At 72.3% G+C, this 16,108-nt stretch carries 13 protein-coding genes; 11 read left to right on the top strand and 2 right to left on the bottom strand.

Translation table 11 applies throughout. The features are described 5' to 3' along the window. Positions 1-113: 113 nt before the first annotated feature. Positions 114-788, top strand: coding sequence for an ATP-binding protein (locus V9U70_RS24930; RefSeq protein ID WP_419724022.1), 675 nt, complete (start codon positions 114-116; stop codon positions 786-788). A gap of 419 nt (positions 789-1,207) precedes the next feature. Further along, the gene (locus tag V9U70_RS24925; protein ID WP_336678718.1) at positions 1,208-2,173 is read left to right on the top strand and encodes a DUF5926 family protein; all 966 of its coding nucleotides are present in this window, start codon (positions 1,208-1,210) and stop codon (positions 2,171-2,173) included. A gap of 680 nt (positions 2,174-2,853) precedes the next feature. On the opposite strand, the gene V9U70_RS24920 is transcribed toward V9U70_RS24925, so the two are convergent. Beyond that, positions 2,854-3,600: a bifunctional DNA primase/polymerase gene (locus V9U70_RS24920; RefSeq protein ID WP_336678717.1), complete on the bottom strand. Its 747-nt coding sequence runs from the start codon at positions 3,598-3,600 to the stop codon at positions 2,854-2,856. A 729-nt stretch (positions 3,601-4,329) separates the two neighbouring features. Here V9U70_RS24920 and V9U70_RS24915 point away from each other — a divergent pair. Next, the gene (locus V9U70_RS24915) at positions 4,330-5,700 is read left to right on the top strand and encodes a PP2C family protein-serine/threonine phosphatase (protein WP_336678716.1); all 1,371 of its coding nucleotides are present in this window, start codon (positions 4,330-4,332) and stop codon (positions 5,698-5,700) included. 99 nt (positions 5,701-5,799) lie between these two features. Then, complete coding sequence (locus V9U70_RS24910) at positions 5,800-7,281, top strand: aminopeptidase P family protein (RefSeq protein ID WP_336678715.1); 1,482 nt, start codon at positions 5,800-5,802, stop codon at positions 7,279-7,281. A gap of 33 nt (positions 7,282-7,314) precedes the next feature. Here V9U70_RS24910 and V9U70_RS24905 read toward each other — a convergent pair whose 3' ends face one another. Beyond that, the gene (locus V9U70_RS24905; RefSeq protein WP_336678714.1) at positions 7,315-7,836 is read right to left on the bottom strand and encodes an ATP-binding protein; all 522 of its coding nucleotides are present in this window, start codon (positions 7,834-7,836) and stop codon (positions 7,315-7,317) included. A gap of 270 nt (positions 7,837-8,106) precedes the next feature. On the opposite strand from V9U70_RS24905, the gene V9U70_RS24900 reads away from it, so the two are divergent. The 7 genes from V9U70_RS24900 to pheA all read left to right on the top strand — a co-directional run bounded on the left by V9U70_RS24900 (position 8,107) and on the right by pheA (position 15,499). Beyond that, positions 8,107-8,940 (top strand): hypothetical protein, encoded by an 834-nt coding sequence (locus tag V9U70_RS24900; protein WP_336678712.1) that lies wholly within the window; start codon positions 8,107-8,109, stop codon positions 8,938-8,940. Positions 8,941-9,089: 149 nt separating this feature from the next. Further along, entirely contained in the window at positions 9,090-9,821 is a 732-nt protein-coding gene (locus tag V9U70_RS24895; RefSeq protein ID WP_336678711.1) for a YcnI family copper-binding membrane protein, read from the top strand. 42 nt (positions 9,822-9,863) lie between these two features. Beyond that, a complete protein-coding gene (locus tag V9U70_RS24890; RefSeq protein WP_336678709.1) occupies positions 9,864-10,523 on the top strand; it encodes an SCO family protein in 660 nt (219 codons plus the stop codon). Then, positions 10,520-10,966: a copper chaperone PCu(A)C gene (locus V9U70_RS24885; RefSeq protein ID WP_336678707.1), complete on the top strand. Its 447-nt coding sequence runs from the start codon at positions 10,520-10,522 to the stop codon at positions 10,964-10,966. The genes V9U70_RS24890 and V9U70_RS24885 overlap by 4 nt, the downstream gene beginning before the upstream one ends. Before the next feature lie 13 nt (positions 10,967-10,979). Further along, entirely contained in the window at positions 10,980-12,908 is a 1,929-nt protein-coding gene (locus V9U70_RS24880; protein ID WP_336678705.1) for a copper resistance CopC/CopD family protein, read from the top strand. A gap of 5 nt (positions 12,909-12,913) precedes the next feature. Further along, on the top strand, positions 12,914-14,254 hold the full coding sequence (efeB, locus tag V9U70_RS24875) for an iron uptake transporter deferrochelatase/peroxidase subunit (protein WP_336678703.1): 1,341 nt from the start codon (positions 12,914-12,916) through the stop codon (positions 14,252-14,254). Positions 14,255-14,563: 309 nt separating this feature from the next. Further along, entirely contained in the window at positions 14,564-15,499 is a 936-nt protein-coding gene (pheA, locus tag V9U70_RS24870; protein WP_336678700.1) for a prephenate dehydratase, read from the top strand. The last annotated feature ends 609 nt before the right edge of the window (positions 15,500-16,108 follow it).

Here is a 16,108-nt window from a genome sequence, read left to right as displayed (position 1 = left end):
GCAGTGGCCGGTTTCCGGTGCAGCTCAGTGGGGCATTCAACCCCTGGCGTGGGGCAAAGGAGGTCTCGGGGGTGGCGTTGGTGATGGCACAAGAGGTGCCCGCTTCGTCGAGCATGGCCGTTCCTCATGGCCCTGCCGGCGTGGGGCAGGCGCGACGCCGGATGCGTGAGCAGTTGCGCGGCAACGGGGTGGCGGAAGCGGTCGTCGACGACGCTGTTCTGATCCTTTCCGAACTTCTCAGCAACGCCTGTCGGCACGGCAGGCCGCTGGGCCGTCACACCGACGTCGGTGACGGTGACATCCGTGCCGCCTGGCGTGTGGACCTGAACGGCGGTCTGACCGTGGAGGTCACGGACGGCGGCGGCCCGACCCGCCCGGTTCCGGCCACTCCTTCGGTGACGGCCCGGGGCGGCCGGGGGCTCAACATCATCAGCGCGCTGGCGCAGGAGTGGGGCGTCCGGGACGACACGTCCGGCGAGGTCACCGTCTGGGCCACGGTGCCCTCGCAGAAGCCGCCGGGACTCGACGGTGACGGCGTCGACGGAGGCGCCCCCGACGCCGAGCGCTCTGCGGCCGGCGGACGCAACGGCGACCGCAACGGCGACCGCAACGGCCTCGCCCACGGCAGTCTGACCGCCGAGGACCTGGTCGCGAACGGCATCGGCAAAGGCGGCATCGGTGGGACCGGCATCGGTGGGTACGGCCTGTCCGGGTTCGAAGGCCTGGACCTCTCCAGAGCCTTCGACACCACGGCTCTCGACACCACGGCTCTCGACGACGCGGGCTGAGCACCCACAAGGCGCCGAGCACCGACGAGATGCTGAGCGCCCACGAGATGCTGAGCACTCGCAGAACGTTGAGCACTCGCTGAACACGGAAGGCCCGAGCCCCGGCTGCCGCAGCGACGGCGCGGACCGATGCGCGAGCTGGGGCACGGACGACCGATGCGCCGACTGATGCGTCGGCCGAGGCACCGACCGGTGCGCGAGCCGGGGTACGAGCCCGAGACCGGCCCGACCACCCCTGCACCCTCACGGCCCCTGCCCCGCAAAGCCCCCGCATCCTCAGGGCCACGGCGGCCGAGACGTCCGGCAGGGGCGGACGGCAGCGGCATGCGCCCCCGGGCGCCCACGCGGCGCCACGGCAGCGTCCTGGGCGGCTAGGCTCGCGCCGATACCGCACTGTCGCACTCGGGAGAATGCCCACCATGGCCAAGAAGCGCCCTCAGTCCAAGGCCGGGAAGCAGCAGCTCAAGGAGGGTGAGGTCCCGGTCGTCGGAGCTCGTGAACCCTGCCCGTGCGGCTCGGGCCGCCGATACAAGGCATGCCACGGGCGGGCCGCCGCCCAGGCCGTGACCGAGCTCGTGCACCGCCCCTTCGAGGGACTCGCGGGCGAGTGCGACTGGGTCGCGCTGCGCGAACTCGTGCCCGCCGCCACCGTCGAGCTGACCCTGAAGGAAGGGCTGCCCGAAGGCGTACCGTCGGTGACCCTCGCGACGGTTCTGCCGATGGCATGGCCGGCGCTGCGCCGCGACGACGGTTCCGTCCTGCTCGCCCTGCAGAACGACACCTCTTCCGGTGACCTCAGCCGCGACCTCGCGGACACGCTCCAGCGCGCGCTGGAGGCCGCCCCCGGATCGCCGGTGACCGCACGCCGCGTGCCCGCCGACGGGCCGCGTCTCCAGGACCTTCTCGCCCCCGACGCGGTGTTCGAGCCGCACGTCCACACGGGGTTCGAGTTCTGGGTGCCGGACGCGGAGAACGCGACGCCCGAGGTGTCGGCGTCCCTGGAGCGTGCGAACGCCGCCGCGATCCCGACGACGCTGCTGTCCGGCGTCGACGCCGCGTACTGGTGCGAGACCCCGGAGAAGAACCACCTGCGCTGGGTCATGCCGCACCCCGAGGAGCAGCTGCTCGACGCGCTCGCCCGGCTGCACGCCGCGGGCACGTCTTCCCTCGGCGAGGACACCCGCCTGGTCGGCTCTTTCCGGGCCCACGGTCTGGTGGTGCCGGTCTGGGACCTGCCGACCTCGATGGGCGCAGAGGCCTGCGAGAAGCCCGCCGTCGCGTTCGCCGAGCGACTGGCGTCGGCTCTCGCGTCCGACGCCCCGCTGACCGCGGAGGAGCGTCGGGCCCGGGGCGGCCTCACCAACCGGCAGGTCACCCTCAGCTGACAGTGCCGACGAGCCGCTCCGCACGGTGACCCGCGTCACAACTCGCCGTACTCGTAAGTAAATCGGGGGTTCTGCAAGCGAGATCGAATTTGCGAACGGCAGATCTCTTGTTACGGTTCTAGAAGCTCGGTCGCTGGTGCATCCCCCGTCGCCAGCGACCGAGCGTCCTCATTTCCGGCTGCGGCCCGCCCTGTGACCCTCCAGGCACGGAGGCCGCCCCGCCCAGAAGCCCAGCCCCGCACCGAGGTGTCCCGCCCCTCTGCCGAGCCACCGCGAGCCGCGCTCCCACCTCCCGTGCCGTCGCCAGGGCCCGTATCGCTGCCCCGGGAGAGTTCGAACAGTCTGGTCGCGGCGGACGTCGGCTTGTGTGCCCGCGTGCTCGCCACGACGGCGATGACGGCGATGACGGCGCGGCCGAAGAAGCCGAAGAAGGAAAAGAGCGACGCGGAGGACGACTCCGTCGTCGGACGGGCCGTCAGATGCCCTTGCGCGGCATCTTCTGGCGGAGTGTCAGAAGCGCGCGTCGGCGCTCCGGTCGGCCAAGCCCAGCCGCCGCCCGGTTCGCACCCGCCACCCGAGCCGTGCGGCCCCGCGCCGTCACGCGGGCATGCCGGAGCGGCGACGCGCCGTCACGCACCCCGCCGCTCGTCCCCGCCGCCCGGCCCCGCAGACGCCGCCCGTCAGTACGCGAGCCGGCTGCCGCCGCCCGGAGCACCGGTACTCGCCTCGACCAACGCGTCCAGGACCGCTTCGACATCCGGGAGCCAGGGCTCCGCGACTTCCGGAGCGCCACCCTTCGCACGCCTGCGGCGGGACGCCTGCGCGGAAGCGGCCGCTCCGGGAGGCAGAGGCTGCCGCTCCCAGCGAATCGGGCCCGCGCCGGTCCCCGAGCACGGCGGCAGGATGAGATAGCCGCCCGCGCCGTGGAACCGGAGGGAACTGGGCACCCAGTCCTTGGCGTACAGCAGTTCGCCGAGCCGTTCCAAGGTGTACGGGGCGACCAGCAGCGACCACCGGGTCGGCGTCGCCACGACGGGGCCGAGCCGCATCCCCAGTGCGTCGAGCGCGGTCAGCGCGCCGGCGGCGGCGGACGCGGGCAGGCTCACCGCGCAGGGCGCGCGGCCACCGGTCGCCAGGATCACCGGGGCGGCCGGGCGGTTGGTCCACCACCAGCGCACCATGCGCTCGTCCGTGGTGGCCGCCAGCAGGCCGGGGTCGAAGGGGTGTGCGCCCGGTACGGCGCAGTCGGGTTCGGGGCAGGCGCAGCCGGGGCCGCGCTCGCCGCGCTGGGCGGCCGGGGCCGTCCCCACGCCGGGGAGCACGGGCCACTGCCATACCGTGGCGCAGGTCAGGGCCGCGTCGAGTCGGGCGGCTCCCTCCTTGCGCCGGAGCCGGAGCCTGCGTCGCCTTCCGAGGATCTCGCGCATGAGCGCTCGTTCCTTTCCGTTGAACGCCGAGTCCACATGACACCGCGCGTGTGTGACCGCGCGCGTATCTCTTCGCTGTGCGTACGTACTCATCAGTTCTGCGGTACGGGAATGCCGTCGGTACCGAGCGTGAGCCGTGCCGAGCCGAGTGGAACCGATCCGAATAGAACCGATCTGGGTGGAGCCGAGCTGAGCTGAGTCGAGCGGGTCGTACCGAACGGGGTCGAACGGGCTGAGCGCTTCCGTGCGGACCTGGCACAGCCGTACGGGTCGAGCCGAGCGGGTCGAGCCGGGGGGCGCCACCGCGGAGAGAAGGCGGCGTGCTTCGTGCCTGCCGTCCCTGGTGCGAACCCCGCCGTCCGGGGCGGAGGCGTCACCTCACGGGTGAGGACGCCCGAACCCGCCGCCGGGTTCCTGGGCGATCACCACCGCTCACGCGCGTCATCGTTTACGTACCCAGCTTGCCCTCGATGACGCTCCCCCGGCGACTTGTCACCGGAGGCCCCCTCTCGAGGGGCTCCAGTCGACCGTGCAGAGCGTCCAGGGGGTGCAGTTTTCGGCCAAGTTCATCGACACTGGGAGCGCGCGAATCTCTCGACCCTCGCAAGGACAATGCTGGACATCGGGTGACTTGTACGTGTACATGTGGATGCATTGATAGCGGCGCAGAATCACCTAGGGGTTTGCGATGCTATTCGACGAATCTCACCGGTCGGAAAGCTGGCTGCCATGAGCGCCCCACACCTGCCGAAAGTGGCTGGAATCAATCCAGAAGTTGCGGTTTCGCAGCACACTCCCACCCCTCTGACGCAGATCCCCGCAGCCCCTGGAGCCTTCATCCAGGACCGGCTGGCGGGCTGGGTCTCCGACCTCACCACCCTCCACGAACTCACCGAGCGACTGGCCGGGACGCACACCCTCGACGAGGCCCTGAACGAGCTGCTGCGCGCCGGAGCCGCCCTCCTCGGCGCCCATCGCGGGCTTCTCGTTCTGGAACCGGCGGACGGCGAGAGCCCTCGCGCCACCGTCGGACTCGGGCTCACGCCCGCCGAGCTCGGGCTCATGGAGACCGTGCCGCGTGAGGCCACCGCCCTGGGCCGGGTCCTCGACGGGGGGCCGGCCACGGCGGACGGCGTCACCAGCCCCGACCTGCTCGACGACGATGCCCTGGACCCCCGGCACCGCGAGGTCGCCGCCCGGCTCGGTCACGCCGCGAGCCACGCCCTCCCCCTCGCCTCGGAGGCCGCCGGCCCCCTCGGAGCGGCCGTCTGGTTCTACGGCGAGCCGGGCGAGCCCTCGCAGAAGCAGCGCCACCTCGCCGGCCTCTACGCGCGGTACGCCACCGCGCACCTGGCGCGCCTGGTCGAGCTGGAACGCGCCCGCGCGGACGTCGCCGCCGTCGCAGAGGAGCTGCTGCCGAGCCGGCTCCCCCGGGTCCCCGGCGTCCAGCTGGCGGCCCGCCGCCTCACCGGGCCCCGCGGCGGCGGCGACTGGTACGACGCGCTGCCGCTGCCGGACCGCACACTCGGCCTGGCCGTCGGCTCCGTGGGCGGGTCCGGGCCGAGCGCGATGGCCGCCATGGGGCGGCTGCGCGCCGGTCTGCGGGCGTACGCGGTGATGGAGGGCGAGGACCCCGTCGCCGTGCTCTCCGATCTGGAACTGCTGCTGCGGCTCACCGAGCCCGCACGGACCGCGACCGCCCTGTTCGCCTACTGCGAGCCCGCTGCCCGCAAGGTGGTGCTGGCCGGAGCGGGGCACACGCCTCCGCTGATCCTCGGCGACCGGCGCTGCGAGTTCGTCGAGACGACGCTCTCCGCGCCGCTGGGAATGCTCGCCTGCTGGGAGGCGCCGAGCGTGGAGTTCAGCCCCGCGCCCGGCGAAACGGTGCTCCTCTACACGGACGGACTGCTGCGCCGCACCGGATACTCCATGGACCGCGCCTTCGCCCGCCTGCACTCCGCCGCCGCCTCCGTGCCGAGGGCCACGCGGCACGATCCGGCGGCCGTCGCCGACCACGTCCTGCGCACGGTGCTGCCCGGCGGGCTCGACCGGAGCGACGCCACGGAGGACGTCGTGATCCTCGCCGCGCGCTTCGCCTGAGGCTCCCCGCTCCGGTAACAGGCCCTTCGGCCCTGGGCCCCCTTCCGCACGCCCGTACGATGGGCGATGGTCCAGTGTCGTATCAAGGAGAGACAAATCGTGTCTGAGGAGCTCATCCCGGAGACCCCGGAGCAGGAGACCGAAGGAAACGAAGCGGCGGAGCCGATCAAGCAGCGGAAGAACGGCCTGTACCCGGGCGTCTCCGACGAGCTTGCCGAGAACATGAAGTCGGGCTGGGCCGACACGGAACTGCGCGACCTCGAACCGATCGCCCAGGCCGAGCACACCGCCGCCCGGCGCGCAGCGCTGTCCGCCCGCTTCCCCGGCGAGCGTCTGGTCATCCCCGCGGGCAATCTGAAGACCCGCTCCAACGACACCGAGTACGCCTTCCGCCCCTCCACCGAATACGCCTATCTCACCGGCGACCGGACGCACGACGGCGTGCTCGTCCTGGAGCCGACCGGCGCGAGCGGCCACGAGGCGACGATCTACCTGCTGCCGCGCTCCGACCGGGAGAACGGCGAGTTCTGGCTCGACGGCCAGGGCGAGCTGTGGGTCGGCCGACGGCACTCCCTCACCGAGGCAGAGCAGCTGCTGGGCATCCCCGCGAAGGACGTGCGCGAGGTGGCCGCCGCGCTGGCCGAGGCCACCGGCCCGTGCCGCGCCGTGCGCGGCCACGACGCCGGCATCGAGGCGGCCCTCGCCGACAAGGTCACCGCGGAGCGCGACGAGGAACTGCGCGTCTACCTCTCAGAGGCCCGCCTGGTGAAGGACGCCTTCGAGATCACCGAGCTCCAGAAGGCGTGCGACGCCACCGCGCGCGGCTTCGAGGACGTCGTGAAGAGCCTGGACAAGGCCGAGGCGACCAGCGAGCGCTTCATCGAGGGCACCTTCTTCCTGCGCGCCCGCATCGAGGGCAACGACATCGGCTACGGCTCGATCTGCGCCGCAGGCCCGCACGCCACCACCCTGCACTGGGTGCGCAACGACGGCGCCGTCCGCGCGGGCGAGCTGCTGCTGCTGGACGCCGGGGTCGAGACCAACGACCTCTACACCGCCGACGTGACGCGCACCCTGCCGATCAACGGCACGTTCACGCCGCTCCAGCGCAAGATCTACGACGCGGTGTACGAGGCCCAGGAGGCGGGCATCGCCGCGGTGAAGCCGGGCGCCGACTTCCGCGACTTCCACGACGCCTCGCAGCGGGTGCTCGCCGAGAAGCTCGTCGAGTGGGGCCTGCTCGGCGACCTGTCCGTGGAGAAGGTCCTGGAGCTGGGCCTCCAGCGCCGCTGGACCCTGCACGGCACCGGTCACATGCTCGGCATGGACGTCCACGACTGCGCCGCCGCACGCACCGAGGCCTACGTCAACGGCGTGCTGGAGCCCGGTGTCTGTCTGACGGTGGAGCCGGGGCTGTACTTCCAGGCCGACGACCTGACGGTGCCGGAGGAGTACCGGGGCATCGGCGTCCGGATCGAGGACGACATCCTCGTCACCGAGGACGGCAACCGGAACCTGTCCGACAAGCTGCCCCGGCAGGCCGACGAGGTCGAGGCCTGGATGGCGCGGCTGAAGGGCTGACCCCTTCCCGTACGCCGCCGGAGGGCGCGCCGCTCACGACACCGTGAGCAGCGCGTCCTCCCGCCATTTCAGGGCCTTGTCGAAGCTCACCACCGCGCCGCAGCCCGGCCGGTTGCCGAACTGGACGTGGTCGGAGAGCTGTTCGATGAGGTCGAGACCCCGGCCGCTCTCGGCGCCGACGTCACGGCAGGACGGTGCGGGTTCCACGGAGTGCTGCTCGAAGGGTGCGGCAGGGCGAAGCTCGCGCCGGGCGGGAAAGCCCGGCCCCGAGTCGGTGACCTCGATACGGCATTTCTCGCCGTCCAGATAGGCCGTGACCCGGTACTGCCCGGAGTCCGGGGGGCGTGCGTACCCGAGATCCCCGTGCTCTTCGCGAGCTGCCCGGTCGCCGCCGTGCTCGACGGCGTTCGCACAGGCCTCGCTGAGCGCGACCGACAGGTCGAAGGAGATGTCGGGGTCCACCCCGGCGGTTTCCATGGTGCCGAGCAGAAAACGACGGGCGAGCGGAACGCTCGCAGCTTCGCGCCGCAAATGGAGAGACCACCAGATGCTCATCTTCCAGCCTCCTGGCTGCGGCTCGACGTATCGATACGTATTGCCCGCGTCGCACTTCGTAAGCACGGATCGGCCCGGAGAGCGCTCGTTCGGCGGATGCGGAGGTACGGCCGACCGGTGTATGGACTCGTACGGGGAGCGGGCCGGCGGCGTACACCCCGGTGCGTACATCCCCCGCGAACAGGCGCAACAAGCACGCTTGCGGACGGAGGGCGATCTTTTGGACCTGCCATACCGCGGGCGGGGGCTCAGTGCGATGATGGCCTGGCCATGTCCACGCCTCTCGCACGCGCCGGAGCCGGTCTGCGGCTCATGAGGGCCGCGGTGTTCACCGCGGTCTGCGTCGTGCTGTCCGCGGCCGGACACGCGTTCGCCGACGGTGCGGTCGTTCCCCTGTGGACTCTGCTCGCCGGTTTCCTCGGCATCCTCGCCATCGCCGCGGCCCTCGCCGGACGGGAACGCTCCCTGCCCTCGATCGCGGGCGCGCTGGCGGGCGGACAGATCGTCCTCCACTCGGTCTTCGCCATCGGCAGCCACGGCTCGGCCCCGGCCGCGCCGGCCGCCGCGGAGACGGGCGGCGGCAACCCGCTCATCCGGTTCGCCGCCGAACTCGTCTGCGGAGCCGGGCCGGCGCAGCTGAACGCAGCCGATGCCCACCGCATCGTCTCCACGGCGGGCATCGACCCCTCGACGCTCACGCAGGGCCACGGCCACCCCGCGGCGGCCGCGGAGAACGCGTCCGGCATCGCGGCTGCCTTCGCGTCGGTACCCGCGATGCTGCCGGGCCTGCCGATGTTCCTGGCCCACCTGCTCGCCGCGCTCGCCACCGGCTGGCTGCTGCGGCGCGGCGAGGCCGCGCTCTTCCGGCTGGCCCGGCTCTCCGCTCACAGCGCCCAAGCGCTGGCGGCCGGGGCCCGGCTGCGGTCCCTGCGGGCCGCGCTCGCCCTCGTCCGCGCGCTGCGGGCCGGCACGCGCGAGCAGCTCACGGCCGGACCGCGCGTCCCGGCCGCCGCGGAGGACGACCCGGCGCCGGCCACCGAGGACCCTCTGCACCACCTGGTGATCAGGCGCGGGCCCCCGGCCCCGTACGCCCTCGCAGCCTGACGCGACGCCTCCCCTCACCGGGCCCTCCCCGGCGAGCGACCTCCGCACGGAGCGAGCTCTCCCGGTACCGGACGAAGAGGCGTCGTGAGCCGTCGCGCACCCGCGCGCCGGACCACCGTCTTCCGTCTCACCGTGGAGTGATTCCCGCCATGAAGCCTTTCCGTATCGCCCTCGCCGCCGGCGTCGCCGCGTCCACCGTCCTGCTGGTCGCCGGCCCGGCCACCGCGCACGTCACCGTCCAGCCGCAGGGCGAGGCCGCCAAGGGCGGCTACGCGACGCTCTCCTTCAAGGTCCCCAACGAGCGCGACCAGGCCTCGACCGTCAAGGTCGAGGTGAACTTCCCGGCCGGCCACCCGCTGTCCTCCGTCACCCCGCAGGCCGTCCCCGGCTGGAAGATCGACATCACCAAGAGCAAGCTCGACGAGCCGCTCGAGGTGCACGGCAAGAAGATCTCCGAGGCGGTCTCCAAGGTCACCTGGACCGCGGACGGCGGCAAGATCGAGCCCGGCTACTTCCAGCAGTTCCCGGTCTCCGTCGGGCAGCTCCCCGAGGACGCCGACCAGCTCGTCTTCAAGGCGATCCAGACGTACGACAACAAGGAGGTCGTCCGCTGGATCGAGGAGCCCACGGCCGACGGCGAGGAGCCCGACAGCCCGGCGCCCGTTCTGAAGCTGGCCGACGCGTCGGACGACCACCACGGCGGCGCGGCCGACGACGCCAAGGCTGCGGACGCGGACACGTCGTCCGAGGAGACCAGCGCGGCCGCGTCCTCCTCCTCCAGCGACACCACCGCCCGCACCCTCGGCATCATCGGCATCGTCGTCGGCGTCGCCGGCATGGCGTTCGGCGTGCTCGCCGGGCGTCGCCGCACCACGGCCTGACCGCCGTCCCACCACCCGCACCCCACTCAGGACATCCCTTTCATGCGCACCAGAAAAGCAGTGACGGCCGCGGCGTTCGCCGCCGCGGCCGCCCTGGCCCTCTCCGCCTGCGGCACCGGCGACGACAAGGCCGGCGCCTCCGCCGTCGCCGACATCAGCGCCGCGCCGAAGGACAAGGCGGCCACCGTCCTCGACCAGCCGTTCACCAAGCCGAACCTCGTCCTCACCGACACGGACGGCAAGGAGTACGACCTCCGCGAGGCGACCAAGGGCAAGCCGACGCTCATCTACTTCGGCTACACCAACTGCCCCGACGTCTGCCCGCTGACCATGAGCAACATCTCCCTCGCCAAGCGGGAGCTGCCCCAGGCCGACCAGGACAAGCTCCAGGTCGTCTTCGTCACCACCGACCCCGAGCGCGACACCCCCGCCTCGCTCGGCAAGTGGCTCGACGCCCAGGACCCCTCCTTCACCGGCCTCACCGGCGACTTCCCGACCATCCAGGCCGGGGCGCGGCAGATCGGCATCGGCATCGACGCGCCGACGAAGGAGAAGGACGGAACCGTCGTCTCGATGCACGGCGCCCAGGTCATCGCGTTCTCCCCGAAGACGGACAAGGGGTACGTGCTCTACGGCGAGGACACCACCGCAGAGGACTACACGAAGGACCTCCCGAAGCTGCTCAAGGGGGAGACTCCGTGAACCACCGCACGGCCCTCGCCTGCGTCCTCGCCCTCACCACGGGGCTGACGCTGGCGGGGTGCTCCGCGGAGGGCGAGCCCGAACTCAAGGTCGTCGACGCGTTCATGCCGCAGCCCGTCAGCGACATGGCCGCCGCCTTCCTGGTCGTGCAAAACAGCGGGAACGCCCCCGACCGGCTCACCTCGGTGTCGTCCCCGCTCTCCGACGACGTCACGATCCACGAGACGAAGAACCAGAAGATGCGTGAGGTGTCGTCCTTCGAGGTCCCGGCGGGCGGCGAGCTCGATCTCGAACGCGGTGGCAACCACATCATGTTCATGAAGCTCAAGCAGAAGCCCCGACAGGGCGAGAAGGTCTCCGTCGAGCTGCACTTCGAGAAGGCCGACCCCATCACGGTCGACCTGCCGGTGAAGGAAACGACCCACAACCCGAAGAAGCAGTGAGGGACCGACTGTCATGACTGCCACCGCCCCGCGCCTCGGACCGTCCCCGATACGGCGTCCCGCAGCCGCCGTGCTCGTCGCCGCCCTGGTCAGCCTCCTGTTCGGGCTGACCCTGGCCGGCGCGGGTCCGGCGTCCGCGCACGCCGCCCTCACCGGGAGCGACCCGCAGGACGGGGCGGTGGTGGCCACCGCGCCCCAGGAAGTCACCCTCAGCTTCTCCGAGGCCATCGCCGTCGGCGACGACGCGATCCGGGTCCTCGACCCCAGCGGCAAGCGCGCCGACACCGAGGAGGAACCGCGCGACCTGACCGGGGGCGGCGTCGTCCGGTACGGAGTCGCGCTCCACTCCGGTCTCCCGGACGGCACCTACACGGTGGCCTGGCAGGCCGTCTCCGCCGACAGCCACCCGATCTCCGGGGCGTTCACGTTCTCCATCGGCGCACCGTCCGAGACGACCGTGGCCCTGCCCTCCCAGGAGGCGGGCGGAGGGCCGGTCGGCGCCGTCTACGACATCGCGCGGTACGCCGCGTACGCCGGGTTCGTCCTGCTCGCGGGCGGCAGCGCCTTCGTCCTCTGCTGCTGGCAGCGCGGCGCGACCGCCCTGCCGATGCAGCGGCTCGTGGTACGCGGGTGGGTCACCCTGACCGCGGCGACCCTGCTCATGCTGCTGCTGCGCAACCCGTACACCGGCAGCGGGAAGTTCTCCGACGCCTTCGACCTCGACGGGCTCCAGGCGGTCCTGGACACCAAGCCCGGCGCCGCCCTGGTCTCCCGGCTGCTGCTGCTCGGGGCCGCCGCGCTGTTCATCGCCGTCCTGTTCGGCACGTGGGCCCGGCGCGAGGACGAGCGGGAGAAGAAGGACATCACCTTCGGACTGGCCGTCGGCGGCGGCGTGGTCGCGGCGGGCATCGCCGCCACCTGGGCGATGTCCGAGCACGCGTCGACCGGCATCCAGACGGGCATCGCCATGCCGGTGGACGTCCTGCACCTGCTGGCCGTGGCCGCGTGGCTCGGCGGGCTCGCCTCGCTCCTGGTGGCCCTGTACCGGACACCGGACATCGGGAGCGCGGCGGTCCAACGCTTCTCGACCGTCGCGTTCGGCAGCGTCGTGGTCCTCGCGGCCACCGGGATCTACCAGTCCTGGCGGCAGGTCGGCTCCTGGTCGGCCCTGACCGGCACCCGGTACGGGCAGCTGCTGATCCTCAAGGTGGCGCTGATCGCGGTTCTCCTCACCGTCGCCTGGTTCTCCCGGCGCTGGACCGGGCGGCTGACGGACCCCGCCGCCGAGGGAACGGAGGACGCCGAGGACGCCGCGCGGCCGAAGGAGGCCGAGGACACCGCGACGGTCACGGCTCCCGACGGGGTCGCACCCGAGCGCGCCGCCCAGCTGGCCCGTCAGCGAGCCGTCCTGACCGCGACGAAGAAGAAGCGGATACGGGACGCCGACCCCGGCCGCTCAGGGCTGCGCCGCTCGGTGCTGGCAGAGGCGGCCGTCGCCGCGGTCCTGCTGGCCGTCACGACCCTCCTGACGTCGACAGAGCCCGCCCGCACGGAGGAGGCCGCGGGCGGCTCCACCGCGGCGGCCGCTCCCGGCGCCGGGGGCCCCGTCAACCTGAGCATGCCCTTCGACACCGGTGGCCAGAACGGCAAGGGCACCGTCCGCATCGACCTCGACCCCGGCCGCCCTGGCGCCAACGACCTCCACGTGTGGATCGACGGCAGCGACGGCGAACCGATGGACGTCCCCGAACTGAAGCTGGCCCTCACCCTGGAGTCCCGTGAGATCGGCCCGCTGCCGGTCGTTCCCGACCGGCTGGCCGAGGGCCACTGGTCGGCGAGCGGCGTGCAGATCCCGATGGCGGGGGACTGGAAGGTCGACGTGACCGTACGGACCTCCGACATCGACCAGGTCACCATCGACACGAACGCGAAGATCGGCTGAGCACGTTGAGCAACACCAGGAGGCAGGCCCCGGTCCCGACCGGAGCCGGAACAGACACCGCCGGAGCCCCGGGCAGCGCGGCCCCCGCCGAGAGCGGCGCCGGCGTATCGCGACGGCGGCTGCTGGGCACCGCGGGTGCGGCGGGCGCCACCGGGCTGGTCCTGGGGGCCGGGGGCGGAGCCGCCGGATACGCCGCCACCCGGCCCGACGAGCCCACCGCTCTGACGGCCATCGGTGCGACCGAGGCGATGTTTCACGGGAAACATCAACCGGGGATCACCACTCCGCTTCAGGCCCGGGGCCATCTGGTCGCCTTCGACCTGGCGAAGGGCGCGGAGCGCAAGGAGGCGGCGGCGCTGATGCGGCGCTGGTCGGCGGTGGCGAAGGAGCTGATGGCGGGCCGCCCCGCGGCGGGCGGGCCCGACGGCCCCGGGCACGACACCGGCGTCGCCCTGGACGCCGGGCCGTCGTCCCTCACGATCACGTTCGGCTTCGGCCGTACGTTCTTCGCCCGCACCGGCCTGGCCGACCGGCTGCCCGCCGCGCTGGACCCGCTGCCCGCCTTCTCCTCCGACCACCTGGACGCCAAGCGCTCCCACGGCGATCTGTGGGTGCAGATCGGGTCCGACGACGCCCTCGTCGCTTTCCACGCCCTGCGGGCGATCCAGAAGGAGGCCGCCGGCACGGCCCGGGTGCGGTGGCAGATGAACGGCTTCAACCGCACTCCGGGCGCCACCGCGCAGCCGATGACCGCCCGCAACCTGATGGGGCAGGTCGACGGGACCGGCAACCCGAAGCCGACCGACGACGACTTCGCCCGGCGCGTCTTCGTCCCCGCCTCCCCCGGCACCCCTGAGGAGTGGCTGGAGGGCGGCTCGTACGCGGTCGTCCGCCGGATCAGGATGCTGCTGGACGACTGGGAGAAGCTGCCGGTGGACCGCCAGGAGCGGGTCATCGGCCGCCGGAAGGCGGACGGGGCGCCGCTCAGCGGGGGGACAGAGACCACCGCGATGGACCTCGACAAGGCGGGCCCCGACGGCAGGCTCGTGATCCCCGACAACGCCCACGCCCGGATCTCCTCCCCCGAGGAGAACGGCGGAGCCGCGATGCTGCGCCGCCCGTTCTCGTACCACGACGGCATCGCGCAGGACGGCACGGTGGACGCGGGACTGCTCTTCGTCTGCTGGCAGGCCGACCCGTTCCGGGGCTTCGTTCCGGTGCAGCGCAAACTCGACCGGGGCGACGCCCTGTCACCGTTCATCCGGCACGAGGCCAGTGCCGTGTTCGCGGTACCGGGCGGCGCGGCGGAGGGGGAGTACGTGGGGCAGCGGCTCCTGGATTCCTGAGGGGCCCGGGGCGATTCCTGAAGGGGCCCGAGGCCAGGGCGCGCACGCAGCGGTTTCTGAGGGGGCGGGCTTCGCCGGCCCCCGTTCGCCGGCCCCAGAGCCTGCTGGCTCCAGGGGGCGTAGGCGCGCGCGGCAGCGACCCCTGAAGGGGGCCGGGACGCTCCCGCCCGGCTGCGGCCCGGGCAGCGCCCGCGCCACCGCCCGGCCGCGGGCCGCCCGTGAGTCGCCCCGCACCCGGCCCCGGGCCCCGCCCCGGGCCGCATTCTGAGACAGCGCGGCAGCCGCCGTACGGCGCATTAGGGTGACCGTATGTCAGCCACGCGCTACGCCTATCTCGGTCCCGAAGGGACCTTCACCGAGGTCGCCCTCCGCACGCTCCCGGAAGCCGCCACCCGCGAACTGGTCCCGATGCTCTCCGTGCCGGCCGCCTTGGACGCCGTGCGCAGTGGAGAGGCGGCAGCAGCGCTCGTCCCGATCGAGAACTCCGTCGAGGGCGGCATCAGCGCGACGCTCGACGAGCTGACCGGCGGCGAGCCGCTGATGATCTACCGCGAAGTGCTCCTCTCCATCACGTTCGCGCTGCTCGTGCGCCCGGGCACCAAACTGCAGGACATCAAGACGGTCACCGCCCACCCGGCCGCCCAGCCACAGGTGCGCAACTGGATGGCGGCCCACCTCCCGCAGGCCGCCTGGGAGTCGGCGGCGTCCAACGCCGACGGTGCCCGGCTCGTCCAGGAAGGGCGGTACGACGCCGCGTTCGCCGGGGAGTTCGCCGCCGCCATCTACGGCCTCGAACCTCTGGTGACGGAGATCCACGACGCGGAGAACGCCCAGACGCGCTTCGTCCTGGTGGGCCGGCCAGCCCGGCCCTCCGCCCCGACCGGCGCCGACAAGACCTCCGTCGCGATCTGGCTCGGCGACGACCACCCCGGAGCCCTCCTGGAACTGCTCCAGGAGTTCGCGGTGCGCGGCGTCAACCTGATGCTGATCCAGTCACGCCCCACCGGCGAGGGCATCGGCAACTACTGCTTCGCCGTGGACGCGGAGGGGCACATCGCGGACCGGCGGGTCGGAGAGGCCCTGATGGGGCTGAAGCGGATCTGCCCGAAGGTGCGGTTCCTCGGCTCCTACCCGCGGGCGGGCGTGTCCGCTGACGAGGTCACGCCGCCGCGGGCGGGCACCTCGGACACGGCGTTCACAGAAGCCTCGGACTGGCTGGCCCGGAGCCAGGACGGCCGGATCTGACACACGGGGCGCGAGGAGGGCGAGGCGGAGGAGCGGGGGGCCGGGGGGCCGGGGGCGAGGGCTGGGGCCACACGCTCACGCACAGGCCCGGGTGCTGGCGCCCGCGCGTTCCGCAGCAGTGGTATCTACAGAAAGTCACGCATCCCGCAGAGTTATCCACAGGATGACCTCTTGGCCTGGGGATAAGTCGACACCCCCTTGCGACATCATCGACAAATCGCCCCAGCCCGCCCGGAGTCATCCACAGCGACGTGAGGCACGCAGGGGCCGCGCGTCACATCAATTCCCTTGATCAACTCTTTAGGGCGAGCAATTCCCACCCGAATGAGCGTACGGATTGGGTTTGAACGGGGAATCCATGGAAGTCGCCCCCGCGCCGGAACACCCCCCTCCGGCATCCACAGAACTTCTACACAGCCTGTGGATAACTATTCCGGCAACGCCCACCTGTGGACAACAATGGCCACCCCACTCCCAACTCCCGCCGCACCTGCGGCGGGTGAGGCAGCCCTCCTGCACCTTCTGTCCGTTTCGGGATAGTTGGTCGCCCCTTTTGACGCCTCGCCCGCCGGTGCCGCCCGGGGTTACTCCCCACAAATACCAATTCCG

The sequence above is a fragment of the Streptomyces pratensis genome (genome assembly GCF_037137275.1).
GTDB lineage: Bacteria > Actinomycetota > Actinomycetes > Streptomycetales > Streptomycetaceae > Streptomyces > Streptomyces pratensis_B.
Note: the sequence above shows the minus strand (reverse complement) of the source record. Positions and strands in the feature narration are given on the sequence as shown.